Annotated in this window: 18 protein-coding genes and 1 CRISPR repeat array (1 of these 19 only partly in view); of the genes, 9 read left to right on the forward strand and 9 right to left on the reverse strand. The window is 65.5% G+C overall.

The annotated features are described in order from the left end of the window. Positions 1-7,769: direct repeats of the CRISPR family, unit length 28 nt; unit sequence TTTCTGAGCTGCCTGCGCGGCAGCGAAC (it extends 962 nt beyond the left edge of the window). A gap of 130 nt (positions 7,770-7,899) precedes the next feature. Genes cas6f through csy1 form a run of 4 tightly spaced genes read right to left on the reverse strand, consistent with a single transcriptional unit; the run spans position 7,900 to position 11,893 of the window. Then, positions 7,900-8,466: a type I-F CRISPR-associated endoribonuclease Cas6/Csy4 gene (gene cas6f / locus ACVCMI_RS04625; RefSeq protein ID WP_447097267.1), complete on the reverse strand. Its 567-nt coding sequence runs from the start codon at positions 8,464-8,466 to the stop codon at positions 7,900-7,902. Positions 8,467-8,470: 4 nt separating this feature from the next. Beyond that, positions 8,471-9,613, reverse strand: a complete 1,143-nt coding sequence (csy3, locus tag ACVCMI_RS04630; protein WP_447097266.1) for a type I-F CRISPR-associated protein Csy3 — start codon at positions 9,611-9,613, stop codon at positions 8,471-8,473. Then, positions 9,516-10,523: a type I-F CRISPR-associated protein Csy2 gene (gene csy2 / locus ACVCMI_RS04635; protein WP_447097265.1), complete on the reverse strand. Its 1,008-nt coding sequence runs from the start codon at positions 10,521-10,523 to the stop codon at positions 9,516-9,518. Before csy2 ends, csy3 begins: the two co-directional genes overlap by 98 nt. After that, positions 10,520-11,893 (reverse strand): type I-F CRISPR-associated protein Csy1, encoded by a 1,374-nt coding sequence (csy1, locus tag ACVCMI_RS04640; RefSeq protein WP_447097264.1) that lies wholly within the window; start codon positions 11,891-11,893, stop codon positions 10,520-10,522. The genes csy2 and csy1 overlap by 4 nt, the downstream gene beginning before the upstream one ends. Before the next feature lie 142 nt (positions 11,894-12,035). On the opposite strand from csy1, the gene ACVCMI_RS04645 reads away from it, so the two are divergent. Together ACVCMI_RS04645 and ACVCMI_RS04650 are read left to right on the forward strand one after the other, a co-directional pair. Beyond that, entirely contained in the window at positions 12,036-12,290 is a 255-nt protein-coding gene (locus tag ACVCMI_RS04645; protein WP_447097263.1) for a FitA-like ribbon-helix-helix domain-containing protein, read from the forward strand. Further along, entirely contained in the window at positions 12,287-12,703 is a 417-nt protein-coding gene (locus ACVCMI_RS04650; protein WP_447097262.1) for a PIN domain-containing protein, read from the forward strand. Before ACVCMI_RS04645 ends, ACVCMI_RS04650 begins: the two co-directional genes overlap by 4 nt. Positions 12,704-12,709: 6 nt before the next feature. Here ACVCMI_RS04650 and cas3f read toward each other — a convergent pair whose 3' ends face one another. Further along, positions 12,710-16,135 (reverse strand): type I-F CRISPR-associated helicase Cas3f, encoded by a 3,426-nt coding sequence (gene cas3f, locus ACVCMI_RS04655; RefSeq protein WP_447097261.1) that lies wholly within the window; start codon positions 16,133-16,135, stop codon positions 12,710-12,712. Next, on the reverse strand, positions 16,132-17,127 hold the full coding sequence (cas1f, locus tag ACVCMI_RS04660; RefSeq protein WP_447097260.1) for a type I-F CRISPR-associated endonuclease Cas1f: 996 nt from the start codon (positions 17,125-17,127) through the stop codon (positions 16,132-16,134). The genes cas3f and cas1f overlap by 4 nt, the downstream gene beginning before the upstream one ends. Positions 17,128-17,349: 222 nt before the next feature. On the opposite strand from cas1f, the gene ACVCMI_RS04665 reads away from it, so the two are divergent. The 3 genes from ACVCMI_RS04665 (at position 17,350) to ACVCMI_RS04675 (ending at position 20,883) form a co-directional block, all read left to right on the forward strand. After that, entirely contained in the window at positions 17,350-17,634 is a 285-nt protein-coding gene (locus ACVCMI_RS04665) for a LysM peptidoglycan-binding domain-containing protein (RefSeq protein ID WP_447097259.1), read from the forward strand. A 257-nt stretch (positions 17,635-17,891) separates the two neighbouring features. Next, the gene (locus tag ACVCMI_RS04670; RefSeq protein ID WP_447097258.1) at positions 17,892-18,422 is read left to right on the forward strand and encodes a hypothetical protein; all 531 of its coding nucleotides are present in this window, start codon (positions 17,892-17,894) and stop codon (positions 18,420-18,422) included. Between the two features lie 235 nt (positions 18,423-18,657). After that, the gene (locus ACVCMI_RS04675; protein WP_447097257.1) at positions 18,658-20,883 is read left to right on the forward strand and encodes an NADP-dependent isocitrate dehydrogenase; all 2,226 of its coding nucleotides are present in this window, start codon (positions 18,658-18,660) and stop codon (positions 20,881-20,883) included. An 18-nt stretch (positions 20,884-20,901) separates the two neighbouring features. Here ACVCMI_RS04675 and ACVCMI_RS04680 read toward each other — a convergent pair whose 3' ends face one another. Together ACVCMI_RS04680 and ACVCMI_RS04685 are read right to left on the reverse strand one after the other, a co-directional pair. Further along, entirely contained in the window at positions 20,902-21,846 is a 945-nt protein-coding gene (locus tag ACVCMI_RS04680; protein WP_447097256.1) for an aldo/keto reductase, read from the reverse strand. A 102-nt stretch (positions 21,847-21,948) separates the two neighbouring features. Then, complete coding sequence (locus ACVCMI_RS04685) at positions 21,949-22,146, reverse strand: hypothetical protein (RefSeq protein WP_447097255.1); 198 nt, start codon at positions 22,144-22,146, stop codon at positions 21,949-21,951. Positions 22,147-22,254: 108 nt separating this feature from the next. Here ACVCMI_RS04685 and ACVCMI_RS04690 point away from each other — a divergent pair, with 108 nt between their 5' ends. The 4 genes from ACVCMI_RS04690 (at position 22,255) to ACVCMI_RS04705 (ending at position 26,115) form a co-directional block, all read left to right on the forward strand. Further along, positions 22,255-23,175 (forward strand): LysR substrate-binding domain-containing protein, encoded by a 921-nt coding sequence (locus ACVCMI_RS04690; RefSeq protein WP_447097254.1) that lies wholly within the window; start codon positions 22,255-22,257, stop codon positions 23,173-23,175. Between the two features lie 73 nt (positions 23,176-23,248). Then, a complete protein-coding gene (locus ACVCMI_RS04695) occupies positions 23,249-24,361 on the forward strand; it encodes an S-(hydroxymethyl)glutathione dehydrogenase/class III alcohol dehydrogenase (RefSeq protein WP_447097253.1) in 1,113 nt (370 codons plus the stop codon). A 234-nt stretch (positions 24,362-24,595) separates the two neighbouring features. Next, complete coding sequence (locus ACVCMI_RS04700; RefSeq protein ID WP_447097252.1) at positions 24,596-25,555, forward strand: class I SAM-dependent methyltransferase; 960 nt, start codon at positions 24,596-24,598, stop codon at positions 25,553-25,555. Positions 25,556-25,578: 23 nt separating this feature from the next. Beyond that, a complete protein-coding gene (locus ACVCMI_RS04705; protein ID WP_447097251.1) occupies positions 25,579-26,115 on the forward strand; it encodes a pseudouridine synthase in 537 nt (178 codons plus the stop codon). A 61-nt stretch (positions 26,116-26,176) separates the two neighbouring features. Here ACVCMI_RS04705 and ACVCMI_RS04710 read toward each other — a convergent pair whose 3' ends face one another. Then, positions 26,177-26,974 carry a TatD family hydrolase gene (locus ACVCMI_RS04710; protein WP_447097250.1) on the reverse strand — a complete coding sequence of 266 codons (798 nt, stop codon included), beginning with the start codon at positions 26,972-26,974 and terminating at the stop codon, positions 26,177-26,179. Positions 26,975-26,985: the final 11 nt, after the last annotated feature.

Below are 26,985 nucleotides of genomic sequence, written 5' to 3' on the forward strand. Positions count from 1 at the left end.
TTCTGAGCTGCCTGCGCGGCAGCGAACGGACCGATCTGGTACTCGCCGCGGATGGTGCGTTTCTGAGCTGCCTGCGCGGCAGCGAACGGGAAATGGGTTTGCAGATCAGCGGCATCTCTTTTCTGAGCTGCCTGCGCGGCAGCGAACAACCAGGTCCGGGCGGCCAAGATCCACGATCTTTTCTGAGCTGCCTGCGCGGCAGCGAACACGTCTTCCACGCGCGGCTGTCCGCCCATTTCTTTCTGAGCTGCCTGCGCGGCAGCGAACGCCCCGGATGCGGCGCTGCATGGCTTCGCGTTTTTCTGAGCTGCCTGCGCGGCAGCGAACAAGGCGGGCCGCGGCGGCGCACTTACGCTGCATTTCTGAGCTGCCTGCGCGGCAGCGAACGATGGCCACAGCGCATGGGCCAGCCATCCTTTTCTGAGCTGCCTGCGCGGCAGCGAACTCGTTGCTGAGCCCGGTCTCAATGCGCGTCTTTTTCTGAGCTGCCTGCGCGGCAGCGAACGTCTCGCGCGTGCGCAACCGCGTCACCTATGCTTTCTGAGCTGCCTGCGCGGCAGCGAACTCCGTGCGGATGGCCTGCACGTAGAACGACGCTTTCTGAGCTGCCTGCGCGGCAGCGAACAAGTGGTATGCCGTGGCCCCCAACGGCTACAATTTCTGAGCTGCCTGCGCGGCAGCGAACATCGACCGTCAGGGCAGCGTGTTCCGCGACATTTTCTGAGCTGCCTGCGCGGCAGCGAGCCCGCTGATGGCGATGCGCAGCGCGGCCTTGGTTTTCTGAGCTGCCTGCGCGGCAGTGAACGTTCGGCGTGTCGGTCTCGGTGTTCGGGTCGTTTTCTGAGCTGCCTGCGCGGCAGCGAACACCATGAAGGAGATGACCATGATTGACCTGAATTTTTGAGCTGCCTGCGCGGCAGCGAACGAGCGGGAGGCGCACCGGGTCGATGCCGAGCATTTCTGAGCTGCCTGCGCGGCAGCGAACCATCGACCTGCACAACGATCGCAAGCCCGACTTTTCTGAGCTGCCTGCGCGGCAGCGAACCACCAGGGTATGCAGGGCGCGGCCGAACAGCATTTCTGAGCTGCCTGCGCGGCAGCGAACGCTGCGAGTACTTCGCGAGTGGCTCAGCCAAATTTCTGAGCTGCCTGCGCGGCAGCGAACTCGACGAAGCCTTTCGGGAAGCCTTCGCCCAATTTCTGAGCTGCCTGCGCGGCAGCGAACTTGCCGGCAGCGCAGGGGCAGCCGCATCCTCCTTTCTGAGCTGCCTGCGCGGCAGCGAACAAGATTGCCCAGCAGATCGCAACACAGAACAGCTTTCTGAGCTGCCTGCGCGGCAGCGAACGCCAGCCTTCCACAGCTCCGCAAGTTCGCGCATTTCTGAGCTGCCTGCGCGGCAGCGAACAAGGCGGAGTTCTTCGAGGACCGGCGCGACTTTTTCTGAGCTGCCTGCGCGGCAGCGAACGTGCAACAGTCATGGCATGGCTCCGTGGGAAATTTCTGAGCTGCCTGCGCGGCAGCGAACCTGCGCGTCGAAGCGATCCAGCAGAAGATTCATTTCTGAGCTGCCTGCGCGGCAGCGAACGTCGTTCGCGGAATACCTGTTGCCGATGCTGTTTTCTGAGCTGCCTGCGCGGCAGCGAACGTGGATGGTGACTGCTGGTACTGGCCGGCGAATTTCTGAGCTGCCTGCGCGGCAGCGAACCTGCCCCCAGCCCGAAACCCCGATCCGCGATATTTCTGAGCTGCCTGCGCGGCAGCGAACGATGACCGCGCTCATGTCTTTCTCCGTAGCTGTTTCTGAGCTGCCTGCGCGGCAGCGAACCAGCTCGGCGATGTAGGGGGTCATGGGCGTCATTTCTGAGCTGCCTGCGCGGCAGCGAACTCACTTCCGCGGATGTACCACTCGCTCTCAATTTTCTGAGCTGCCTGCGCGGCAGCGAACTCGAACTGACCGAACTCGTCCGCGTGAAGGAATTTCTGAGCTGCCTGCGCGGCAGCGAACCTCGCGTATGGTTATTCGCAAACCGCTGATTATTTTCTGAGCTGCCTGCGCGGCAGCGAACTGGCCGAGATGCAGCCCGAACTTCCGGCGATTTTTCTGAGCTGCCTGCGCGGCAGCGAACCCTCACCTTCCGCTCGATGGGTTCCGGCGTCTTTTCTGAGCTGCCTGCGCGGCAGCGAACGGTGATTATGGCGATGTACCGGCGCGCGTTCTTTTCTGAGCTGCCTGCGCGGCAGCGAACCGCCTCCAGTGCGCGCACGGCAAGCTCGACCTTTTCTGAGCTGCCTGCGCGGCAGCGAACACGGCCGCGCGCCGCAGGGCCTGAATCCCCGTTTTCTGAGCTGCCTGCGCGGCAGCGAACGACGAGAGCCCGTCGAATGCCTGCGACATGATTTTCTGAGCTGCCTGCGCGGCAGCGAACGTGTAATTCATCTAGCCACCTTTCTCGCGTATTTTCTGAGCTGCCTGCGCGGCAGCGAACAATTGAACGCAAAGACCCCAGCCGATTTATCGTTTCTGAGCTGCCTGCGCGGCAGCGAACTGTTCAAGCTGCTGCGGCTTCGGAGTTTGTAATTTCTGAGCTGCCTGCGCGGCAGCGAACGCAGCGAGGCGCGCCGCATCGCGGTTGAGTTCGTTTCTGAGCTGCCTGCGCGGCAGCGAACTGGATCGACCTGCGCCGCCTGTGCTGGCGGGTTTTCTGAGCTGCCTGCGCGGCAGCGAACCGCTCGACGTCCGTTCGTACAGTGCGGTACATTTTCTGAGCTGCCTGCGCGGCAGCGAACAGGCGCTGCTCGATCGCAACAGCCTGGAGCTTTTTCTGAGCTGCCTGCGCGGCAGCGAACGACGCCTTCGAGCTGACTCGGACGTTCGTGATTTTCTGAGCTGCCTGCGCGGCAGCGAACTTCGGCTTGTACGGCCAGGCCGACCCCATCCTTTTCTGAGCTGCCTGCGCGGCAGCGAACGACCTGACCGACGCGCGCGCCGTGATGCGCGTTTTCTGAGCTGCCTGCGCGGCAGCGAACGGCTGCTTGAACGAGTTGCGGAACCGCGGGCTTTTCTGAGCTGCCTGCGCGGCAGCGAACGAGTCCGGCGCGACCCTGCGCGACTACTTCGCTTTCTGAGCTGCCTGCGCGGCAGCGAACGGGGATCGACGTCGGCCGGGACGCGCTCGGGATTTCTGAGCTGCCTGCGCGGCAGCGAACGGTGCGCAACTACGCCGCCATCGCGCTGACATTTTCTGAGCTGCCTGCGCGGCAGCGAACCGTCCACGCCCACGAATCCACCGACGCATTGATTTCTGAGCTGCCTGCGCGGCAGCGAACATGGGGGTCTCGCGCGGGACGCTGCACCGCATTTTCTGAGCTGCCTGCGCGGCAGCGAACCCGCTCACGCTCACCGCCGGCACCGACTACACTTTCTGAGCTGCCTGCGCGGCAGCGAACTCATGGGTGTTCTCCGAAAGGTGGGCTTCGATTTTCTGAGCTGCCTGCGCGGCAGCGAACGACACCGAAAAGGCCGACCGCATCCGTGCGGATTTCTGAGCTGCCTGCGCGGCAGCGAACCGGCGCAGCAGCACGCTGCCGGGGCCGTGCCATTTCTGAGCTGCCTGCGCGGCAGCGAACGATTTCCGACCCGTGCACCGGTGGCTGCACGCTTTCTGAGCTGCCTGCGCGGCAGCGAACCACCACCAGGGTGGCGCCTTCGGGCAGGTGCATTTCTGAGCTGCCTGCGCGGCAGCGAACGCCAGCAACGGCGACACCGGCGCCAGCCGCATTTTCTGAGCTGCCTGCGCGGCAGCGAACGCATCGGGCTACTTCGAATGGCGCGTCGAGGCTTTCTGAGCTGCCTGCGCGGCAGCGAACTCGAGGCGCCGGACAACGACCACGTGCTGTTCTTTCTGAGCTGCCTGCGCGGCAGCGAACTGTGCGTACAGGCACAGGTTCAGGCGCTCGACTTTCTGAGCTGCCTGCGCGGCAGCGAACGCTGGCCTCGGTGGAGGTCAGGAAGAAGTCACTTTCTGAGCTGCCTGCGCGGCAGCGAACGCCGGGGACGCTATCGAGCTCGGTCGTGTACTTTTCTGAGCTGCCTGCGCGGCAGCGAACGATCCGTGCGGACGCGGGCCGCCAATCGCAACTTTCTGAGCTGCCTGCGCGGCAGCGAACGATGAGCTGCTAGGGCTGGCGCCGATCCGTGCTTTCTGAGCTGCCTGCGCGGCAGCGAACGCGAGACTTCACCGTTTCAGCACCGGGGTCTATTTCTGAGCTGCCTGCGCGGCAGCGAACGATCAGGTCGAAGGCGTACGGGTGCAGGAACTTTTCTGAGCTGCCTGCGCGGCAGCGAACTGGGCGAAAGATCAGACTCATGCCATTCATAGTTTCTGAGCTGCCTGCGCGGCAGCGAACACCTGCCGGCCAACGTGCTGCCGCTGCAGCCTTTTCTGAGCTGCCTGCGCGGCAGCGAACATCACGCACATCGGCGACATCGCCCTGGCGCTTTTCTGAGCTGCCTGCGCGGCAGCGAACATTGAAGATCGTTGCGATGAGATCGCGGCCGATTTCTGAGCTGCCTGCGCGGCAGCGAACTATCCGTCTGGCGCTTTGTCGTTGACGTACAATTTCTGAGCTGCCTGCGCGGCAGCGAACGTCCTCTGCTGAACCTCGTTCAAGCCAGCTTTTTTCTGAGCTGCCTGCGCGGCAGCGAACGGGCTGGCCGGCAACGCGTGGGGTCATCCACTTTTCTGAGCTGCCTGCGCGGCAGCGAACAGGATCACGCATCGACGCTGGATGATGTGTTATTTCTGAGCTGCCTGCGCGGCAGCGAACCTCAGCACCAGGCGGGCGCCATGGCTCCCAGATTTCTGAGCTGCCTGCGCGGCAGCGAACCCAGTGGTGGGCCAACAGAAGTGCAGGGTTTTTTTCTGAGCTGCCTGCGCGGCAGCGAACGCCTGGTGTGCTGCTTCGACTTCCTCGGGGCAGTTTCTGAGCTGCCTGCGCGGCAGCGAACTTGGTCACGGCACGGGTTTCCACCTTCTTCTTTTTCTGAGCTGCCTGCGCGGCAGCGAACGGCAGACCGTTCCACATGTCGCGCAGGCGGTTTTTCTGAGCTGCCTGCGCGGCAGCGAACTCGCCGAGTAACCACTATGGCGGCACGGACCATTTCTGAGCTGCCTGCGCGGCAGCGAACTACGCGACATGGCAGGACAGGCAGCGCGCGCATTTCTGAGCTGCCTGCGCGGCAGCGAACTTCCGTGCCGCCTTTCGCGCGCGGCGGTGCCTTTTCTGAGCTGCCTGCGCGGCAGCGAACGAGCACCAGCGCTTTAGGCGCGGCGGCGATCATTTCTGAGCTGCCTGCGCGGCAGCGAACGACAACCGCCGGGCCTACATCGCGCAGTCGGCTTTCTGAGCTGCCTGCGCGGCAGCGAACCTGCATGGCTGCCGTGCAGGAGGTCGCGTGATTTTCTGAGCTGCCTGCGCGGCAGCGAACGCCGGCGATGACCACGGACGGCTTGCCGACTATTTCTGAGCTGCCTGCGCGGCAGCGAACGACTCCAGCGAGATCGAGAAAGAGGCCGATCATTTCTGAGCTGCCTGCGCGGCAGCGAACCTCGCGTGGACCGCGATGGTCGCGCTGTCGCTTTTCTGAGCTGCCTGCGCGGCAGCGAACTCGCCCACCCCGCTTGGCGTCCGACTCGGATATTTCTGAGCTGCCTGCGCGGCAGCGAACGGCAACGGCGATGCCGTCACCGGATTTTCTCTTTTCTGAGCTGCCTGCGCGGCAGCGAACGGGATCACCCACGGCTCGTGGGTTTCCAGCATTTTCTGAGCTGCCTGCGCGGCAGCGAACTTGGTCGCATCGGCGGCGCTTGCCTTGCGACATTTCTGAGCTGCCTGCGCGGCAGCGAACAGAACAGGGGAGGTGTTCGGCGCATAGTTGGCTTTCTGAGCTGCCTGCGCGGCAGCGAACTTGAAGGTGTCCTCAGTGGCCTTTGTGGTCATTTTCTGAGCTGCCTGCGCGGCAGCGAACACGTTGTCACAACTGCGGCAGGCATTGGCAATTTTCTGAGCTGCCTGCGCGGCAGCGAACCAGAACTGCGACGTGTGCTGTGGCAGCGGGTTTTTCTGAGCTGCCTGCGCGGCAGCGAACACCCCGCCGCTGACCGCGCTGCAGGTGACCATTTTCTGAGCTGCCTGCGCGGCAGCGAACGGGAGGAAGCGCGTGGGTAGGGGGTGCGATGCTTTCTGAGCTGCCTGCGCGGCAGCGAACGAAGCCGCTATCTGCCGGCGCCTGCCGTTCCTTTTCTGAGCTGCCTGCGCGGCAGCGAACGCGGTAGCTGCTTCCTCGGCCGTTCTCGCCTATTTCTGAGCTGCCTGCGCGGCAGCGAACGCAGGGTGCATGGGACTACTACGTGCGCAATTTTTCTGAGCTGCCTGCGCGGCAGCGAACGACTCCTACGGCATATCGCACGGGATCATTCATTTCTGAGCTGCCTGCGCGGCAGCGAACGTGTATTTCATCTCGCCACCTTTCTCGCGTATTTTCTGAGCTGCCTGCGCGGCAGCGAACTGTCCATGCCAACCTTTCAGCGCGGCAGGCAATTTCTGAGCTGCCTGCGCGGCAGCGAACACAGAATGGCAACAACGCGGCGCTGGCGGGCTTTTCTGAGCTGCCTGCGCGGCAGCGAACTACACAGCGAAGTTGAAAACCCGCGCGCAGATTTTCTGAGCTGCCTGCGCGGCAGCGAACGTATGGATTCCACCTGTACGGATTCCGCGCCTTTTCTGAGCTGCCTGCGCGGCAGCGAACCTTCCAGGTCAGCGTGTACGAGGTCGATCCAATTTCTGAGCTGCCTGCGCGGCAGCGAACAGCTACATCGACCCCAACGCGCGCTGCGGCGTTTTCTGAGCTGCCTGCGCGGCAGCGAACTTGATGACCTTGTTCATCGCCGCGGTCTCGTTTTTCTGAGCTGCCTGCGCGGCAGCGAACTCGAACGCGAGCGCCATCTCCTCGCGGCGGCTTTTCTGAGCTGCCTGCGCGGCAGCGAACGAGGAGAGCTGAGATGGGCCTGAAGAATAAATTTTCTGAGCTGCCTGCGCGGCAGCGAACTGACGAAGGTGAGAGCGAGGTCACGCTGTGCTTTTCTGAGCTGCCTGCGCGGCAGCGAACGATTCGGTCGCCAATGCTGAGACGTGGCGGAATTTCTGAGCTGCCTGCGCGGCAGCGAACGCCCGCGCATTGATCGCCCGGGCGCCGATCTTTTTCTGAGCTGCCTGCGCGGCAGCGAACGAAATCACCCGCGAACTGAAGATGACGGCCAATTTCTGAGCTGCCTGCGCGGCAGCGAACCATGTTTAGACCTTTGCGCAGCGAGCCGGCCATTTCTGAGCTGCCTGCGCGGCAGCGAACACCCCTAACAGGGATCGGCGTTGATGAAGGTTTTTCTGAGCTGCCTGCGCGGCAGCGAACCACGTCCGCAACCTCTTTCGGGTAGCGCGTGATTTCTGAGCTGCCTGCGCGGCAGCGAACATCTCCGCGCGCCGGCAGGACGTGATCAACGTTTTCTGAGCTGCCTGCGCGGCAGCGAACGCCCACGATTTCGCGGTGTACTGGCGGTTTCTTTTCTGAGCTGCCTGCGCGGCAGCGAACTTGTGCAGACAAATTGCCGCCGCCGTCCCGATTTTCTGAGCTGCCTGCGCGGCAGCGAACTAATCGCCTGGTACTGTCATCCTATGCTGTATTTTCTGAGCTGCCTGCGCGGCAGCGAACTAGAGCGGAACTCATCCAAGTATCTGACTCGCCACGGCAAAGCGCAAAGAAGGAAGCCAGCTCCCTTTGATGAGAGCTGGCTTCCAAGTGGTTGAATGTGCTGACTTGTTGCGTGTTTCAAAAAAATGGGTCAGAACCAGGGCACGGTGGCTGGGCCGCCAAGTCCGTGGCTGTTGAAGGGACCGGCGGTGGCCTCGGGCTGGAGCGGGCCGAGCGCGATGAACAGGCAGAAAGGTTGTCGGGTACTTCGGCTGTGTAGGTGGATGTAGGGCAGATCAGGGCGGCGTTCCACGCTGGTGGGAATGGCATCCCTGGCCTGTTCCATGGTTTCGTCCTTGCGGCGCATGCGCCGTCGTCGCAGCCGATCGGCATTGGTCTTGAATTGCTTGCGTTGCACGGTGCGGTGCGGCGCGTCGGTGGGCGAAGCGGCGATCTCCTTTGTGCGGACGTGATCGCGCATACCTTTTAGCCAGTCGGTGGCCATCAGTTGTTGCAGATCGGCTTGACTACCATGAAGACGAAGCGTGGTGCCCAGCGTGCGCGGGCTCAAGCTGTAGTCGGGGAAGCTGATACCGATGGTGTCCCGGCGCTGCTGCACCAATGCAAGATGCAGGTTGTCGTAGAGCGCGCCCAAGAGTTGTGTCGGTCCCGATTCAGGGTCGGGAACGACCTTGAGGTCGATGTAGTGCGTGGTCATGGCGTCAGTTCGCTTCGCCGAACACGCCGCCGCGGATCAGGGTGGCGATCACGAAATGCTGCTGGTCGGGTTCGGGCGCCTTGTCCTTGATGATCCAGTTGTCGAGAAGGTTGTAGAAGTCGGTCTTTTCCTTGGGCTGGCGATATGCCTTGCCTTGGGTAGTGACTGAGCCGTAGGGCTCGATGGCAATGGGGCCGTTCGCGGCCGCTTCGGGATACCAGGTGTCGATGGTGCGCAGCGCATTGCCGATCTTCTGCGAGTGGATGGCGGCCACGCCATCGACATCGTACAGCGTCTTGCTCTTGTCGCTGCGGCCGCGGTCCAGGATCAGCTCCTGCGAGGGGAACACCTCCTGCCCGGCGCCGATGCGCACGAAGGCAGTGACCTGCAGCAGCACATGGCTATTGCCGGCGAGGCCGTTGGCGATGAGTGCTGCCAGCTCGGACAGTGGCTTGGCTTCCGCGGAAGGCGCCTTGAGGTCGAGCAACGAATGGGTCAGTGCATCGAAGGTCCAACTGGTTTTTGCCTGGCCGTTCTCGATGTGGGCCACGGTCACTTCTACCTGCTCCGCGCAGATGCGGTTGCGCCACAGGAAGCGGCCGTTGGCGAGGTTGGCGGCGTAGCGGTTGGCCAATTCGGCAAAACCGTTCTGTTGGACGTAGCCCGCCACGGTGGCCAACAGTTTCTGCCGATAGGCGGCATCGTTGCAGGCGGAGGGCTGCCCGGTGCCGGCCAGCACACGCAGGGTGAACTGAACCTTCAGCGTGTCGGCATCGGCGGGCAGGGTGGCCACGTCTACGGTTTGCAGGTTGGGGTTCTGGATGGCTGCATCCAGTTTGGCCGGGTCTGTTGCGCCACCTTTCAGGCGGTTGGAGATGGTGCCGCGCACGGATTTTGCGCGCAGCGTGATGGGCGTCCAGTTTTGCGACTCGGTGCGTGCGCTCCAGTTGCCACTGGACATCAGTGCATCGGAAGGGTCGAGTTTGCGCTCGAAGGCGAGGACGGAAGCGGTCTTGAGTTCATTGGCCATGATGGAATTCCTTGTCGTGTCAGAGAGTGGTGTCGGCGGAGCGGTAGTTGTTGCGGCAGCGGTACAGTCCTTCGTCGGGACGGCTGTCGGCGTACCAGAGCAGGTCTTGCGGTGCATGCAGGCGGTGCGGGCCTATCCATTCGCCCATGGAATACAGGCTTTCGACGAAGCGGAAGGGCGTGGTGGCGTCGCGCGCGTGGGCCACGGTGCCCGCATCGTGCAGTTCTCCGAGAGCGCCGTAGCCCACGGGAATGGGCACGACCCAGCCCGAGCCTTTCTTGCGATCGTTTTGCCAGCCACCATTGCCTTCATTGGCCTTGGCGTCGTAATGCCAATTGATGCGCGAGAGCGATAGCCACGCATCGAGACGCGTGGCTTGTGGCGACTGCTTGCGCAACTCGTCCAGCCGGCTGTCGATCAGGTCGTCGCGGGCCACCAATGCCGAGCCTGGCAACAGGCGAGCGCGCAGCTTGCGGAACTCCCTGGCTTGGTCGTCGCTGTCGCCGGTGAAGTTGGCCAGCCATGGGCGATGACGCGAAGCCGCCGCTTGCGTAGCCGGCAACAGCGTGCCACCGGCGATGCGCATGCCTTGCAACAGGTCGAGGATGGTTTCCAGATCGTGCTGCTGCGCGTCCCTGTCCCATGCCCCGGCGTTCACCGCCAGCACCATACTGAGGTCCAGGTGGATGCGACCTTCCTCGACGATGGCAGGCATAGCGGCTCTTCCATCCTTGTCTATGAGTTTCCGCTCGATATCACGCTGAATCGGGTTGCGGGTGAGCCGGAAGCTTTTGACGAAGCCACCCTCGGTGGTCTGCTCCTGCCGGTCGTGGCAGACCACGCCCACGGCACCGAACTCCAGATCCAGCCCGGCGGCGCGGGTTTTGCGTTCCAGTGCCCACATCAGCCCGAGAAAGGCAGTGATGGACGGGAAACCGTGAGTCAACGGGCTGGAGACAGCGTTGGCGTTGTGCACCTTGAGATGCGGCAACACCAGTAGATGGGTGAAGTGCGGAAGCGTATTCATGCGGCACCTGCCTTGGCGCGGGGTTGCAACGGGATGGGCCAGGCCACGTCGAGGATGGCCTGCCGGGCGAAGTGACGCATTTCCGCCTCGCCGAGCATGGTCAGTTTGTCGCTACGCTTGCGGAGTTGACCGTTGAGCCAGAGGCCGAAGCGAACCGCTACTTCGTCGGCCCAGTCGCCATGCTCATAAGCTTGCTTGAAGGCGAGGTCGTCCTCTTGCCAGTGTGGATGCCATGGATCGTTGCGTTCCGGCAGCTCGAAGCGGTCGGGGTCGAGCCAGAGTTGCTCGCACAGCGGTAACTGGCAGGCCTCGTCCCGCGTCCAGCCGGCTGGGTAGCTTCCTCGAATCGCCACGCCGAACATGGCCAACTCTTGGCCGATGGCTTGTTCGATGGTCTCTCGATGGTTGCGGGTTTCCATGGTGGGGTCAGGGTTGGCCTTGAGGAAGGCGGTCAGGGTGCGCAGCAACTCGCGCATCCCGCCGAACCGGTTCAACTCGCCATGCCTTTCCCCGAACACCGAATCGAGCCTGAGCAGGTTCATCGCGGCACCCGGTTTCCAAGCCGGTGGCGGCAACGAAGCCAGCAGGTAGTTCACGCCGCCGCGCTCGCTGTTCAGTTGCGAGATGTTCTGTGGCTTGGTGCCACCCAGCTTGCGGGCGACGAGGTCGCGGTAGTCGCGGTAGATGACATCGGCCGGCTTGTTGTCGCGTCTGGCTTGTCGCATTTCCTTGTTGGCTTCACCAAAGCGCGCATCCTGGATGTCGGCGTGGACGGCATGGGCCAGCGAGCTGGAAAACATCGGCTGCAGCAGGTGGTAGTGGGCGTCGTCCTGCGGATCCTCGCCGACCAGCCAATAGAGCTGCTTGGCCATGGGATGGCTGGACGGCTGCGTTTCTTCGCGCACCAACGAGGCGAAGGCTTTCATCCAGCCTTGAGCCTGTTCGACGTCGTTGGACAGCGCGGCCTGCAGGTCGGTATCGCCGGCCTGCATCCAGTCGAGCAGGCGGCGGCCATCCACCTCTAGCTTGAGCAGCTTGAACACGTCCAGTGCAGCAGCATTGCCCACCACGTCCTCTGCGTAGCCCTCACCCAGCAGGTGGCTGCCGATTTCGGTATGCCGCGGCAGGCCGGACGGGGCGACATGCAGGCTGCTGCCGCGCGCGTCCGGGTGGGTGGCCTTGAGCACATGGGTCACGGCCTGGATCTGGCCCACCCGTCGTGCCGCATCGGCCAACCAAGTGGTGTACTCGTATTTCGATGCCGTGTCGGCATCGTCTTCCTTGCCTTTCAGCTTGGCCTCGCGCCGGGCTTCGATGAAGCCGGTGATGGTGGCGCGGAAGGCCTTTCCTCGGTCAGTCAGTTCGCTCATTCCCCTCTCCCTTTGCGGTTTTCCATCGTTAAGAAGTTCTAGCCCCGGGTGATCTCAGTACTTGCGACGGTTTTCGAGCGTGGCATCGCCCGAAGTGAGTGATTACAATGCAGTCATTGCAATCACTTATGGAGGCCCAGCCATGGCCACCATGACCATTCGAAACCTGGACGACGACCTGAAGGCGCGCCTGCGCGTGCGGGCGGCACGGCATGGGCGCTCGATGGAGGAGGAGGCGCGCAGCATCCTGCGCGCCGCCTTGGCCAATCGTGTTGAGGAAGATTCGGGTGCGTCGCTGTATGTCGCCATCCGCACCCGCGTGGAACCGTTCGGGGGCGTCGACCTGGAGTTGCCGCCGCGTGAGCCGCAGGGCGATCCGCCGGACTTCGGCGAGTGATCGTGCTGGATACCAACGTGCTGTCGGAGTTCATGCGGCCGCAGCCGGACGAGCGCGTGGTGGCATGGCTGAACCGGCAGGCGCGCTCGAACCTGTTCACGACAGCGGTGACGCGCGGCGAGATGTTGTATGGGGTATTGATCCTGCCCGACGGTCAGCGCAAGACGCGCCTGCAGCAGGAGGTCGCGGCGATCTTTGCGGTCGACATGGCGGGGCGCGTGCTGCCTTACGATGAGGCGGCCGCCGATACGCACGCCGCCATCGCCGCGGAGCGGCGCGCCCAGGGACGTCCGGTCGACCAATCCGATGTGATGATTGCCGGCATTGCACGATCGCACGGCGCCACCCTGGCCACGCGCAACTTGCGCGATTTCGAAGGTTGCGGCATTCCCCTGGTTGATCCCTGGCATTGATCTTCCTCAGCGTTGTCTGGTGAAGCCGAGCCATGGGTGCCAGCGCCAGCCTTGATGGTTCTCTTTGAGAGAAGGCACTTCCACGGTGGTGAACCTGCGAGCGGCGAGATCGAGCGGCAGGTCCTGCGCTTCGGCCTGTTCGCCCACCAGCGACGGCAGGTCGAACTCGCCCCAGCAGCTGATACCTGGCGCAACGCTCAACGTGACCTCGTGAAGCAGCTCCCTGGCGGGGACGTAGAGTTTTTCACCGCGGCGACTGCCCGGCGCGTCTTCCACGCGATGCGGCAGCAGATCGTCTTCATCCTCATCGGGCAGCCATGCCAGCGTGGTGCCGGGTTGCTCGTCATGGCGGAACGGTTGCTGTTGCGGCAGCACGCCGGCGAGCGCGGCGTGTGGGTGTTCCCAAGCCGCGGGCGCGTAGTCGCGTTCCAGTCGCGGGGCTGGAACGGCGCTGCGGCGTGTGGAATGAGTGGTGGGCGTAGGCGGCACCGGCAGCATGGCGGCGCGGATGCGCGCCTGCTCCAGATCCACCCAGCGATCGCGCGGCTGCAGTTCGGTTGCGCGCGGCTGGATGCGTGGCTGGGCGTCGAGATGGCGGTATTCGTTCTCGGCCAACAGCATGCGCAGGCTGTGGCTAGCCAGCAGGAAGCGGCCGTTGTCGCGCTCCGTCTCGAAGCCGGGGCGGGCGAATACCGGCTGGCGGCCGTCGCGCTGTTCGATGCCTTTGAGATTGGTGTCGAACACCAGCACGTTGGGCGTTTGCGGCGGCTTGCGGCGGTGGCGCTGCACGCGGCCGGCGAGCTGGATCAGCGAGCGCATCGAGGACGGCTCGGCCACCGCCCAGTCGGCATCCCAGTCGCGGCCCACCTCGCATACCGGCGAAGCCAGCACGACGAACAGATGGTCATGTTCGGCATGCGTGTCGAACGTGTGCCGGACCTGCGGCAGTTGCCATACCGCGTCTTCGCTGCGCCGATTGAACGCGGTATCCAGCATGGCTTCGATGGCCGAGCGCTGTGCCAGCGGAAAGCGGGCGTGATACACGCACAGGTGGATGCGCGTACCTTCCGGCGCGGCCTGCGTGTAGAGCGTGCTGGCCACGTCGAAGATCGGGTCGATGTTGGCCATGCGTACCAGGCCGAAGCTGACGCGCTTGCCGGTGACGGGGTCGGAGTGGGCGTGATCGCGGTGCAGGCGCAGGCAGGCGTCGCGTACGTGCCCGGCGAACTCGGCATGGATGCGCTCGGGCTGTTTGGCGGCGATGTCGATCGGCAGCAGTTCGGCGAGGCGCAAGGGTTCGACGGATTGCAGCTTGGCCACGCGGCGTCTGACGAAGCGCGCATGGCCCGCAGCGAAGCCGTCAGCGTCGGCAAGGATCTCGGTTTGTGCGCCGAATTCGTCCGTCCACAGGCAAGGCACCTCGACCGGTCGCTCGGCACCGCCATCGCGCCCGTGGTTGCGCTGGTAGTGGCGGCGACCGGCGCGATAAGCCATGAACATGCCCTCCACCAGAGCCGGCGGCAATGTGGCCGAGGACAACACCACGCGGCTTCCGAGCAGGCCGGCCCAGTGCATCAGCCGGGTCAGTGCGGGCAGGTCGTCGAGGTCATAGTCGTCCAGTTCGTCCAGCACCAGGTCGCTGCTCATCAGCCGCAGCATCGGTGCGATCTGGCGGCCGGCGCGCAGCGATTCGGTGGCCGGTGCGAGGTGATCGACGGTGCACACCAGCATCGGAGCGGAAATCAGCTTGCGGATTTCGGGGTTGGCCAGCGCCCGTGACAGCAGAGGGTGATCGGCCACGTTGCCCTCGTAGAGCACGTGGCTGTCTTCCTCGATCAGCGCCTGCACAGACGCCGAGCCGCTGGCCTCGGCTTTCGCTTCGTAATGCTCGAACAGGGCGCGGCTGGCGGAGCCGCCGACCAGCACCGCCAGCTCGTCGTCGTTCAAGTGCAGATCGTGGCGATAGCTGCGCCCGGTCTGCAGGGTAAGCGTGCGCAAACCCAGCGCGTAACTCACCCGCAACCCCAGTTGCGGGTCGGCCAGGGCATACAGGATGCGGGCGTTGGCCAGCGTCTTGCCGCAGCCGGTGGAAGCCATGTTGACGATGAAGGCACCATGTTCGCGTGCTGCCTCGCGCATGCCGGTGGCCGCATCGAAGGCTTTGTCCTGCCAGGCGAAGCGTGCGTCGCTGCTGCGTTTGCGCAAGCCACGATGGTTGGCCAGTCGCGGCAGGTAGCGCTCGAAATTGGGCAGCGCGTGGGCGATCAGGCTGGCGGTATGGCCCACGCCGAGGAGGTGTTCCAGCAGTGACTGGTTCATCACGCCGGGACGCAGGGTATTGGCGAACACGGCTTGGTCACGCTGCAGGAAACGCACGCGCTCGGTCGCTGGTTTGCGCTCCTTGTCTACGCCGAGGCTGGAGTAATGGTGGTCGGCCAGCATCAGGCACAGCCGCGAAAGGTGCATCGCGTAGGGATTGCTCAACCAGTCCTCGTTGCGCCGCGACTTGAGTTCCAGCAGTGCCTTGGCGGCACGACGGGCCTGTGTTCGCCACGCGGATGCGACTACCGGAAGCGCTCCGGCCAGCTGCCAGTAGGGCAGGGCCTCCATCGGCGAGCAGCGCTGGTCGATTTCATTCCAGTCGTGGGCCACGCTGGCCAAGGGTGCCTCCAGCCACGTGGATTCGAAGCGGTTCGCGCGTTTCCCCAGCCAGTCCTGCCCGTTGCCGTCTCTCCGTGGCTCGGGGATGAGCGGCAGGCGATGGTGGGTGACGATAAGCCATCCGATGGCGGCGGCAAGAGGCGCTTGGGCAGTGAGGCGGCGAAAAGGATGGCGCTCGATATTCTCGTCCACACCGTCGCGCAGATAACGGCCCGCAGCCGTCCAGTTCGTTTCGCTGGCTTCATCCTCGCTTGCCAGCCTTGCCAGCCAGGCATCGTCGTTGTCGGTGCCGACGAAGGCCAGGAACAGGCGCAGCGAAACCCATTCGTGCCGGTAGCGGTTGCGTTCGTCGAGCTTGTCTTGCAGCCGTTGCTGGAAGGCGAGGCTGGCCTTGCCGAGGTCGTGCAGCAGCGCGGCCAGTTGTGCCAGCAGGCGGATGTCCTGCGCAGTGTTCCAGTCGTTCTCATCGCCTTTGCGGAGCACATCGCTGGTCGTGCTGTTGGTGGGTACGGCGCCTTCGGTGTTGAAACGTCGACCGTCACCGACGATCCACAGAAGTTCGCTGTGGTCCTGCCCGCGTATCCAGTGACAAGCGACGGCGGTGTTCTTGCGTGCAGTCTTGCGCAAGAGCTTGCGCAGGGTGTCCAGCCCGGCTTTGGTGATCGGCGTCTGCCAGGTGCGGTCGCCACGGCGTTCGGCAAACTGGTCAAGGATGCGGCGCGTCTCGGTCAACGCGCGTTTATCGCATTGGCTGACCAACAGCACGTTCATTCCTGCTCCCTTTTTGCCGTGCCAGCCAATGCAGCGGTTTCCAGCGCCACGGCCTTCAAGGTGTCGATCATGAAGTCCAGCGATTCACTACGGGTTAGTGCCTCGATGCAGTTCTGGCGGAAGGCCTGCTCCTCGTCGCCTCGCATTGCCGAGAGAAATGCCTGCGGCAGGATGGTGGCGTCCTTGACAAGGTCGGCAACATCAAACACCAGTCCACCGCGGCGCGTCTTGCCATGCAACACCGCCAAGCCATGCGGCAGGCCCAGCACCCAGGTGGCAGTTGCGCCAAGGCCATAGGCCAGGTAGTTGCCGTGATCCAGAAAGCGATTGGCCGGGTCGCTGCCGCTACCGCGTTTGGCGCGGGTGAACTCGCCGTAGCCCACGGCATCCACTGCCAGTTTGAACAGCGCCTTGGTCAGCCTAGCCTCTTCAGTCAACAGGCTGGCGTTGTCAGGCGCAAGGTCGATGAGGCGATGGGTGCGGGCCAGCAGCTCGGTGAGCCGGCCCGGATTCACGGCGAAGCCCGCGTCGCGCAGCGCGCGATGTTGCCACGCATCTGCAATGCGTCTCGCGCGGGCGTGCTGAAAGGCCTTGGCAGCTGCGAGCCGGAAGTCGTCGTCGAACCAGAAGCGTACCCAGGCCTGCAGGTATTCCGTGGGCCGATACTCGCTTTGTGGCGACAACCATGCGACTTCGACGTCGATTTCATTGGCTGAAAAAAGCGGCGTGCCGCCGCCACCGCAGAAGCCGACCAGGACACCAGCTTTGGCCAGCTCGCGCATCGCTGACTGAGTGATCGAAGTGCCGGTACCCAGCAGCACCGTGGTGGTATTGGCGATGGGTATGTTCCAGTACAGCGACTGCCTGCCGGCGTCGGTGACGTATTCGACCCGACCGCCGTTGACCAGCACGCGGCAGTGCTGGAGGTAGTAGATATTGGCGCGCTTGGAATGCAGGATTGACTTGAGGTCGGTAGGGCCGAAATCGTCCATATCCCTCCCCTTTCCATGTGGCTCGATAGTACACGTTGCGCACCGTGGCCTCCCCGTGTCTCACGTGCTGCGATGGAAGGGACGTCTCGATGGAACGGGCAGCCGGGTGTTCCGCTTCCATGATCGCCATCGCGCAAGCATGAACGTCGCGGCACACGCGCTCACGGGCTGTTGATGTCGCGCTGGTTACCCATGGTGCTTCCCATCGAGTCGGAGAGAACCATGGGCCACGACACTGACCAGCGCGAAGAAGTGCGCCGCCAGGCGGCGGGGATGTCGCCGGCGGGCAAGGCGGATTTCACCGATACCGCGTCGCACGCCAGCGGTGCGGTGGACGGGACCCGCATCTACGAGGTCGCCGCCGGCGACGACCTGCAGGGCATCGCCCGTCGCTTCTACGGCAATGCCGACGGCTGGCGGCGGATCCTGGACGAGAACCGCGACCTCATTGCCGACCCCGGTCGGCTCGTGGCGGGGCAGATGCTGAAGATTCCGGCGAAACCGTGAGCCTCGCGCGGCCAAGGCGACGCGCCGACATCGCGCGTTCAGCTGGCCGCCTCAAGCTGAACGGCGCACCGCGGTGCTGATGGCCTGCTCACGAGCCGTTTACCGCGCCGCCGTTACCTGTGGTCGCCAGCTTCCCGCAGTGCCTTGGTGAAGTCTCGTGTTCGACGCGCTTGGCGACGAACTCCCAACCCGGATCGGACCCAAGCCAGACGGGTCCGTGCAACCCCGGGCTTTCCGCGATGAAAAGAGGTGCCCCCATGAAAACTACCCGACAACCCCTGATGCTTGCCGCGTCGCTGGCCGCAGCACTGGCGCTGGGTGCGTGCGGCAAGAGTGAGCCGGCCTCGCCGGTGCCCTCCAGTCCGCCGCCGAGCGGAACGGCAGCGTCCACCTCGCCGGAGCCACCGGCATTTCCGCCCCCGGCCACCAGCACGGGCTTGGCCAATGAGGGCGCCGTCGCGGCCGTGAGCTTCACCTCGCTTGAAGTGGGTTCGAGCGTCGACGCCAACCACAAGGTCGTGGCCACGGCCACCAGCTTCGCGCCGAAGGACACCATCTACGCGTCGGTCGAGACCACGGGTTCGGGCCACGCCACGCTGACGGCCCGGTGGCTCGGCCCGCGGGACCAGGCCTTGCACGAGGACAGCAAGGAGCTCGATGCGTCCGGCCCGGAAACGACGGCCTTCATGATCAGCCAGCCGGAGGGCTTCCCGCAGGGCGACTACAAGATCGAGATCTCGCTGGACGGGCAGCCGGTGGCGAGCAAGGACTTTTCCGTGAAGCCATGACGCTCCCTGCGCCTGGCCGCCGAAAGGGACGCGCTCGCCGCGTCCCTTTCGTTTTGCGGTGGAAGGGTCGGCGGGCATGACGACATGAAGGCGACGCGCTTTCCCGTGGCACGCTAAAACGCGACAATGGGCAGATTGCACGCGCGATGATCGGGTCTTTCGCCGCCGCGATGACGCCGAGCGTGCAACGACATCCATCCCGCGCCACGCGGCAGCAGAGAGGTTCACTCATACCATGTCCACGTCGTCCAAGATCATCTACACGCTGACCGACGAAGCCCCGTTCCTCGCCACGCAGTCGCTGCTGCCGATCATCGCTGCCTTCGCCGGCACCGCCGGCATCGCGGTGGAGACGCGCGACATCTCGCTGGCCGGGCGCATCATCGCGCTGTTCCCCGAGCGCCTGCGCGAGGACCAGCGCATCGCCGACGACCTCGCCGAGCTGGGCCGTCTGGCCACCACGCCGGAGGCGAACATCATCAAGCTGCCCAACATCAGCGCCTCGATGCCGCAGCTGAAGGCCGCGATCAGGGAATTGCAGGGCCAAGGCTACGCGCTGCCGGATTATCCCGACGAGCCGAAGGACGCCGACGAGAAGGACATCAAGGCGCGTTACGACCGGGTCAAGGGCAGCGCGGTGAACCCGGTGCTGCGCGAGGGCAACTCCGACCGCCGCGCGCCGGTTTCCGTGAAGAACTACGCGCGCAAGCATCCGCACCGGATGGGCGCGTGGAGCACAGATTCGAAGACCCGCGTGGCGCACATGGACGGCGGCGATTTCTACGGCAGCGAGAAATCCGTGACCGTGGAGCATGCCGGCAGCGTGCGCATCGAGTGGTTCGGCAGGGACGGCAGCCAGGTCGTGCTGAAGCCGAAGACGACGCTGCTCGCCGGCGAGATCATCGACGCGGCGGTGATGTCGCGCCGCGCGCTGGCCGCGTTCATCGACGCGCAGATCGCCGACGCAAAGAAGCAGGGCGTATTGTTCTCGCTGCACCTCAAGGCGACCATGATGAAGGTCTCCGACCCGATCATGTTCGGCGTGGCGGTGGGCGAGTTCTACAAGGACGTGCTGATCAAGCATGCCGACGCGCTGAAGCAGGCCGGCTTCAATCCGAACAACGGCATCGGCGATCTGTACGCGCGCCTCGGCAGTCTGCCGGAGGCGACCCAGGCGGCGATCAGGGCCGACCTCGATGCCGAGTACGCGCAGCGTCCTGCGCTGGCGATGGTCAACTCCGACAAGGGCATCACCAACCTGCACGTGCCCAGCGACGTGATCATCGACGCCTCGATGCCGGCGATGATTCGCGACTCCGGCAAGATGTGGAACGCGAAGGGCGAGCTGCAGGACATCGTGGCGGTGATCCCCGACCGCAGCTACGCCGGCGTCTACCAGGCCACCATCGAGGACTGCAAGGCGCATGGCGCGTTCGATCCGGCCACCATGGGCAGCGTGCCGAACGTGGGCCTGATGGCGCAGGCGGCCGAGGAATACGGCTCGCACGACAAGACCTTCCAGATCGCTGGCGACGGCGTGGTGAAGGTGATCGACGAGGCCGGCAAGGTGCTGCTGCAGCATGACGTGGAAGCCGGCGACATCTGGCGCATGTGCCAGACGAAAGATGCGCCGATCCAGGATTGGGTGAAGCTGGCGGTGAGCCGCGCGCGGCACACGCCGGCGGTGTTCTGGCTGGACCCGCAGCGTGCGCACGACCGCCAGGTGATCGCCAAGGTCGAGCGCTACCTGAAGGACCACGACACCAGCGGCCTGGACATCCGCATCATGGATCCGGTGGCGGCCACGAAGTTTTCGCTCGAGCGCATCCGCCAGGGTCTGGACACGATCTCGGTCACCGGCAACGTGCTGCGCGACTACCTCACCGACCTGTTCCCGATCATGGAGCTGGGCACCAGCGCGAAGATGCTGTCGATCGTGCCGCTGATGGCCGGCGGCGGCCTGTTCGAGACCGGTGCCGGCGGCTCGGCACCGAAGCACGTGCAGCAGTTCCTGGAAGAGAACTACCTGCGCTGGGATTCGCTCGGCGAGTTCCTCGCGCTGGCCGCCTCGCTGGAACACCTCGGCAACCGCCACGGCAACGCCGAGGTGGACGTGCTGGCCAAGACGCTGGACCAGGCCAACGGCAAGTTCCTCGACACCGACAAGTCGCCCTCGCGCAAGGTCGGCGGCATCGACAACCGCGGCAGCCACTTCTACCTCGCCATGTACTGGGCACAGGCGCTGGCGGCGCAGGACGTGAGCGCCGCGCTGAAGGCGAGGTTCGCGCCGCTGGCCAAGGCGCTGACGGAGAACGAGGCGACCATCGTCGACGAGCTCGCCCGTGTGCAGGGCAAGCCGGTCGACATCGGCGGCTATTACCACCCGGACCGGATGAAGGCCGGCGCGGCGATGCGGCCCAGCGCCACGCTCAACACGGCGCTGGGGTTGTTGTCCGCGTGATGGCGTGATCGCGGCAGATCAGGCGCTGGCCTGATCCAGCGCCGCGATCTCGTCGGCGCGCAGCGAGAGCTGCAAGGCGCCGAGCAGTTCGTTCAATTGCGTCACGCTGGTGGCGCTGGCGATCGGCGCACTGATGCCCGGGCGCGCCATCAGCCAGGCCAACGCCACCTGGGCCGGCGTGGCGTGATGGGCGGCGGCCACCGCGTCCAGCGCAGCCAGCACGCCGAGTCCGCGCGGATTGAGGTGGGCGCGCACGCCACCGCTGCGTGCCGGATGGCCGGCGAGGTCGGCCGCCTGGCGGTACTTGCCGCTGAGGAAACCGCTGGCCAACGCGTAGTAGCAGATCACGCCGATGTTTTCGCGGCGGATCAGCGGCTCCAGTTCGGCCTCGTAGCCGCGGCGGCTGACCAGGTTGTATTCCGGCTGCAGCACGTCGTAGCGCGGCAGGTTGTGCTGCCTGGATACGGCCAGTGCGTCGGCGAAGCGTTCGGCGCTGTAGTTGGAGGCGCCGATCGCGCGCACCTTGCCCTGCTCGATGAGTCGCGCGAAGCCGCCCAGGGTGTCGGCCAGCAGCACGCTGGCGTCGTCCTCGTGCGCGAAATACAGGTCGATGTGATCGGTCTGCAGCCGCTGCAGCGAACCCTCCACCGCCTGCTGCAGGTTCACCGGCGCCAGCCCGCGGTGCCGCGTCCATTTGCCGACCTTGCTGGCGATCACCACCTGGTCGCGCTTGCCACTGCGCCGCAGCCACTTGCCGATGATGGTCTCCGACTCGCCGCCGTGGTTGCCCGGCACCCATGCCGGGTAGACGTCGGCGGTGTCGATCAGGTTGCCGCCGCCATCGACGAAGGCGTCCAGCAGCTCGAACGCGCGCGGCTCGTCCACCGTCCAGCCGAAGACGTTGCTGCCGAAGGCGAGCGGCGCGATCGAAAGGGAGGTGCCGCCGAGTGACCGCTGTTGCATGGAACGCCTCTCCTGGTAACGAGCATGGAAAAAGGCGCGCGACGGTTGTCGCGCACCTTCATTCACATGGTGCATTCCAGACCGCATTCAAGCCGCGGATGGCTAGTGCGGCGCCACGATGCGCGGCCACACGGCGGCGCAGCAGGCCAGTGCCGCGGCCTTGGCGTCGCGGCTGACGGGTGCTTCGACGGCCTCGGTGTCGGCGGTGTCGGCGGCCGGGGTTTCCGTGCGCCATTCGAGGTCGTCCTTGTGCAGCAGGTGGCCGTGCAGGAACAGCAGATCTTTCCAGATCGAGCTCATGGGGTGCCTCCTCGGGAGGGTGTCAGGCTTGGGGTGTGCTCAAGATACGCGCGCGGACAAGCGCCAAAAAGCGATATATTCGCAAGCCAGACTTGAGAGATATTCAAGATGGGCAAGCTGCCGCTGGGACTGCTGCAACAGTTCGTGCTGATCGCCCGCCAGGGCAATCTGTCGCGCGCGGCGCGCGAGGCGAACCTCACCGTCAGCGCGCTCAGCCATCAGATGAAACAGCTGGAGGAGCGGCTGGATCGGCGCCTGTTCGAGCGCGGGCCGCGCGGGGTGACGCTGACCGTCGACGGCAACTGTTTGCTGGAAGCGGTGGGCGAGCACGTCGACGGCATCGAGCACGCGCTCGGCGCCTATCGCACGCGCCACCACGACGCGCTCACGCTCAGCGCCAGCCCCGGCATCATGTCGAGCTGGCTGGTGCCGCGGTTGCCGAAACTGGTCGCTGCGTATCCGGAGCTGGAGCTCAGCCTGCAATCCGGTTCGACCCTGGTGAACTTCGCGCGCGAACCGGTGGACGTGGCGCTGCGTTACGGCCGCGGCCAGTGGCCGGAGCTCCTCTGCGAAAGGCTGTTCGGCGAATGGATCGCACCGGTGGCCGCGCCCGCACTGGTCGCGCGGATGGCCGGCGTCGATCCGCACGATTTGTCGCGCTGGCCGCTGCTCGGCGAGCCCGGCGAATCGACCCGCTGGAGCGACTGGTTCGGCCGCACCGGCGGCACGCCGCCGAAACGCTACGTGGCGCAGTTCGACAGCCTCGACGCGCTGCGCCATGCGGCGCTGGAGGGTCTCGGCGTGGCGCTGGGGCGGATGGTGACGTCGAAGTCGCTGATCGACGCCGGCCGCCTGCAGGTGCTGGGCAACAGCTACCTGGCGGTGAAGGAGGCCTATTGGCTGGTGTATCCGCCGCGCTCGCAGGAGCACCGCGGCCTGCAGCGCTTCCGAGACTGGCTGCTGGCGGAGGCGGCCGAATACCGGGGGCAGATGTCGAGCTTCCGGCCCGACGACCCGGCGGTCGATTGACGCAGTTGCGCAAAGTGGCTGAAAACAGGCCATCATCGCGGGTCGTTGCCGATCCATTGCGAGGAGTCGAACCATGAAATCACGTGCCGCCGTCGCCTGGGCCGCCGGCCAGCCGCTCTCCATCGAACAGGTCGACGTGGCCAGCCCGAAGGCGGGCGAGGTGCTGGTGCGCATCGTCGCCACCGGCGTGTGCCACACCGATGCGTTCACCTTGTCCGGCGACGATCCGGAAGGGCAGTTCCCGGTGATCCTCGGCCACGAGGGCGGCGGCATCGTCGAGGAAGTCGGCGCGGGCGTGACCTCGCTCAAGGTCGGCGACCACGTGATTCCGCTGTACACGCCCGAATGCGGCGAGTGCAAGTTCTGCCGCTCGGGCAAGACCAACCTGTGCCAGAAGATCCGCGTCACCCAGGGCCGGGGCCTGATGCCCGACGGCACCTCGCGGTTCTCGCTCGACGGCAAGCCGCTGCTGCACTACATGGGCACCAGCACGTTCAGCGAGTACACCGTGCTGCCGGAAATCTCGCTGGCGAAGATCAACAAGGCCGCGCCGCTGGAAAAGGTCTGCCTGCTCGGCTGCGGCATCACCACCGGCATCGGCGCGGTGCTCAATACGGCGAAAGTGGAACCCGGCGCCTCCGTCGCGGTGTTCGGCCTGGGCGGCATCGGCCTGTCGGTGGTGCAGGGCGCGGTGATGGCCAAGGCCGGACGCATCATCGCGATCGACCGCCACCCGGAAAAGTTCGCGATGGCCAAGGCGCTCGGCGCCACCGACTGCATCAACGTGGCCGACTACCCCGACACGCCGATCCAGCAGGTCATCGTCGAGCTCACCGATGGCGGCGTGGACTACTCGTTCGAGTGCATCGGCAACGTGCACGTGATGCGCTCGGCGCTGGAGTGCTGCCACAAGGGCTGGGGCGAGTCGATCATCATCGGCGTGGCCGGCGCGGGCCAGGAGATCAGCACGCGGCCGTTCCAGCTGGTCACCGGCCGGGTGTGGCGCGGCTCGGCGTTCGGCGGCGTCAAGGGTCGCTCGCAACTGCCCGGCTACGTCGACCGCTACCTGGCTGGCGAGATCCACATCGACGAGATGATCAGCCAGGTGCTGCCGCTGGAGCGCATCAACGAGGCGTTCGAGCTGATGCACGGCGGCAAGGTGATCCGCTCGGTGATCCATTACTGAGCCGTTCTTGCGGGCTGCGGGATGCCGTAGAATGGGTGCGCGAGAGGGGCGGGCGCACGGCTCGCTTCCACCTGTCCACCTGGTCTGCACGGTCTTTCCGCCATATTGGCCGCCATCAACCGCTTTGTGCTCCACCTGCCCCGCGACGGCCTCGGCCGGAGGCGGGCAGTCGCGTGGCGCATTCGAACCACCACTGCATCGCGTCCGGACGGCCTGCGGGCCAGGGAGTCAACGATGAACCAAGCGAATCCTGCCAACTCTTCGTCCCGCGCACGATCGCGGCCGCGTTTCGCCTGGCTGCTGATCGCCGCGCTGGCGCTGCCGGCATGTGCGCAACAGGTGGCGCCGGGCGCCTCCACCGAAGCGGACCAGCCGGCCGATGCGCTGGTGCCGCCGACCAGCGCCAGCGATTTCACCGCCTCGCAACTGGACCAGGTGCTGGCGGGCAGCTGGCGTTCGCCGGCCAACCGTGCGCGTGACGTCTATCGCCATCCCAAGGCGACCTTGCAGTTCTTCGGCGTGCAGCCGGACCAGACGGTGATCGAGATCACCCCCGGCGGTGGCTGGTACAGCGAGATCCTGGCGCCGCTGCTCAACGACAACGGCCACTACATCGCCGCGGTGACGGCGCCGCGCCGCGACGCCGAGGCGCGCCGCGACGACAGCGCGCTGCATCGCCTGTTCGCCGCCGATCCGGCGCACTACGGCAACGCGAAAATCATCGAGTTCGATCCGCACGCGCCGGTGTTCGGCCCGCCCGCCTCGGCGGACGCGGTGCTGACCTTCCGCAATGTTCACAACTGGGTCCAGGCAGGTACCGCGCCGGCCATGTTCAAGGCGTTCTTCGCGGTGCTGCGGCCCGGCGGCGTGCTGGGCGTGGCCGACCATCGCGCCGCGCCGGGTGCCAGCCTCGAATCGGTGAAGGGCAGCGGCTACCTGCCCACCGACTACGTGGTGAAGCTGGCCGTCGAGGCTGGTTTCGTGCTCGACGGCAGCAGCGAGGTCAACGCCAACCCGCAGGATACGCACGACCATCCCAAGGGCGTGTGGACGCTGCCGCCCACGCTCACCCTGGGCGAGCAGGATCGGGCGAAGTACCAGGCCATCGGCGAGTCGGATCGCATGACGCTGCGCTTCGTCAAGCCGACCGCGCCGACGAGTGCCGCCACTGCCGCCGCCACGTCCGCCCGGTAATCCGGGCGGTCGCTGCACCCGTCATGCTGCTGGCGCTGAACAAGCCGTACGGCGTGCTCTGCCAGTTCACCGACCGCGAAGGCCGCGCCACGCTGGCCGATTACGTCGCGCAAACGGACGTCTATGCGGCTGGACGGCTGGATCGCGACAGCGAAGGTCTGCTGCTGCTCACCGACGACGGCGCACTCGCACACCGGCTCACCGACCCGCGCCACAAGCAGGCCAAGACCTATCTGGCCCAGGTCGAAGGTTGCATCGACGAAGCCGCGCTGGCCGCGCTGCGCCGTGGCGTGAGATTGAACGACGGCCCGACCCTGCCGGCCGAGGCCGCCTTCGCCGCCGAACCGGACTGGCTGTGGCCGCGCGACCCGCCGGTGCGCTTCCGCCAGGCGATCCCCACCAGCTGGCTCAGCCTCACCCTGCGCGAAGGCCGCAACCGTCAGGTGCGTCGCATGACCGCCGCGGTCGGCTTTCCGACCTTGCGGCTGATCCGCGTGCGCGTCGGCGACCACACGCTGGATGGCCTGGCCCCCGGCGAGTCGCGCGTGCTGACGGTGTAGGGCGGGCGCTGCCCGCCGCTCTTCACTCTTCGGGACGCGGAATCCGGCGGGCAGTGCCGCCCTACGCCAGCGGCGGCAATCCGAAGAACGCCTCGGCGGTCGCCGTGCTGTTCGCGGCGGTGACTTCCGGACTCTCGCCGCGGTCGCGGGCGATCTCCTCGCAGATGTGCCTCAGGTACATCGGCTCGTTGCGCCGATGCGCCGGCGACGGACGCACCGTGCGTGGCAGCAGGTAGGGCGCGTCGGTCTCGATCATCAGGCGGTGCGCGGGGATCTCGCGCACCAGCTCGCGCAGGTGGGTGCCGCGGCGTTCGTCGCAGATCCAGCCGGTGATCCCGATGTGGCAATCCAGTGCGAGGTAGTCGCGCAGCGCCTCGCCGGTGTCGGTGAAGCAGTGCACCACCGCGCCGGGCACCTTGTCGCGCCAGCGCCGCAGCAGCGCGACGAAATCGTCGTGCGCATCGCGCTGATGCAGGAACAGCGGCTTGTGCACATCCGCCGCGATCCGCAGTTGGCGCTCGAACACGGCCAGCTGGACCTCGCGCGGCGAGTAGTTGCGGTTGTAGTCCAGCCCGGTTTCACCGACCGCGCGCACCGCCGGGTCGCGCGCCAGCTCGCGCAGCAGCGCCTCGGTGGCGTCGTCGAAGTCGATCGCGTGGTGCGGATGCACGCCGGCGGTGGCGAACAGGCGGCCGGCGTGGTCGTGTGCCAGGGCCAGCGCGTGGCGGCTGCCGTCGGCAGAGGCGCCGGTCACGATCATCCGGCTCACGCCGTGCTCCTGCGCACGCGCCAGCATGGCGTCGAAGTCGTGCCGGAACGACTCGTGGCCGAGATTGGCGCCGATGTCGATGAGCTGCATGAAAGGCCTGC

It is taken from the genome of Rhodanobacter sp. UC4448_H15 (assembly GCF_052978265.1).

Excerpts from the sequence above, each read along its gene's own strand:
- cas6f (WP_447097267.1), bottom strand. The coding sequence starts at position 8,466 with ATGACCACGCACTACATCGACCTCAAGGTCGTTCCCGACCCTGAATCG.
- csy3 (WP_447097266.1), bottom strand. The coding sequence starts at position 9,613 with ATGCACCGCAAGACCTGCTCTGGTACGCCGACAGCCGTCCCGACGAAG.
- csy2 (WP_447097265.1), bottom strand. The coding sequence starts at position 10,523 with ATGAATACGCTTCCGCACTTCACCCATCTACTGGTGTTGCCGCATCTC.
- csy1 (WP_447097264.1), bottom strand. The coding sequence starts at position 11,893 with ATGAGCGAACTGACTGACCGAGGAAAGGCCTTCCGCGCCACCATCACC.
- ACVCMI_RS04645 (WP_447097263.1), top strand. The coding sequence starts at position 12,036 with ATGGCCACCATGACCATTCGAAACCTGGACGACGACCTGAAGGCGCGC.
- cas3f (WP_447097261.1), bottom strand. The coding sequence starts at position 16,135 with ATGAACGTGCTGTTGGTCAGCCAATGCGATAAACGCGCGTTGACCGAG.
- cas1f (WP_447097260.1), bottom strand. The coding sequence starts at position 17,127 with ATGGACGATTTCGGCCCTACCGACCTCAAGTCAATCCTGCATTCCAAG.
- ACVCMI_RS04665 (WP_447097259.1), top strand. The coding sequence starts at position 17,350 with ATGGGCCACGACACTGACCAGCGCGAAGAAGTGCGCCGCCAGGCGGCG.
- ACVCMI_RS04670 (WP_447097258.1), top strand. The coding sequence starts at position 17,892 with ATGAAAACTACCCGACAACCCCTGATGCTTGCCGCGTCGCTGGCCGCA.
- ACVCMI_RS04675 (WP_447097257.1), top strand. The coding sequence starts at position 18,658 with ATGTCCACGTCGTCCAAGATCATCTACACGCTGACCGACGAAGCCCCG.
- ACVCMI_RS04680 (WP_447097256.1), bottom strand. The coding sequence starts at position 21,846 with ATGCAACAGCGGTCACTCGGCGGCACCTCCCTTTCGATCGCGCCGCTC.
- ACVCMI_RS04685 (WP_447097255.1), bottom strand. The coding sequence starts at position 22,146 with ATGAGCTCGATCTGGAAAGATCTGCTGTTCCTGCACGGCCACCTGCTG.
- ACVCMI_RS04690 (WP_447097254.1), top strand. The coding sequence starts at position 22,255 with ATGGGCAAGCTGCCGCTGGGACTGCTGCAACAGTTCGTGCTGATCGCC.
- ACVCMI_RS04695 (WP_447097253.1), top strand. The coding sequence starts at position 23,249 with ATGAAATCACGTGCCGCCGTCGCCTGGGCCGCCGGCCAGCCGCTCTCC.
- ACVCMI_RS04700 (WP_447097252.1), top strand. The coding sequence starts at position 24,596 with ATGAACCAAGCGAATCCTGCCAACTCTTCGTCCCGCGCACGATCGCGG.
- ACVCMI_RS04705 (WP_447097251.1), top strand. The coding sequence starts at position 25,579 with ATGCTGCTGGCGCTGAACAAGCCGTACGGCGTGCTCTGCCAGTTCACC.
- ACVCMI_RS04710 (WP_447097250.1), bottom strand. The coding sequence starts at position 26,974 with ATGCAGCTCATCGACATCGGCGCCAATCTCGGCCACGAGTCGTTCCGG.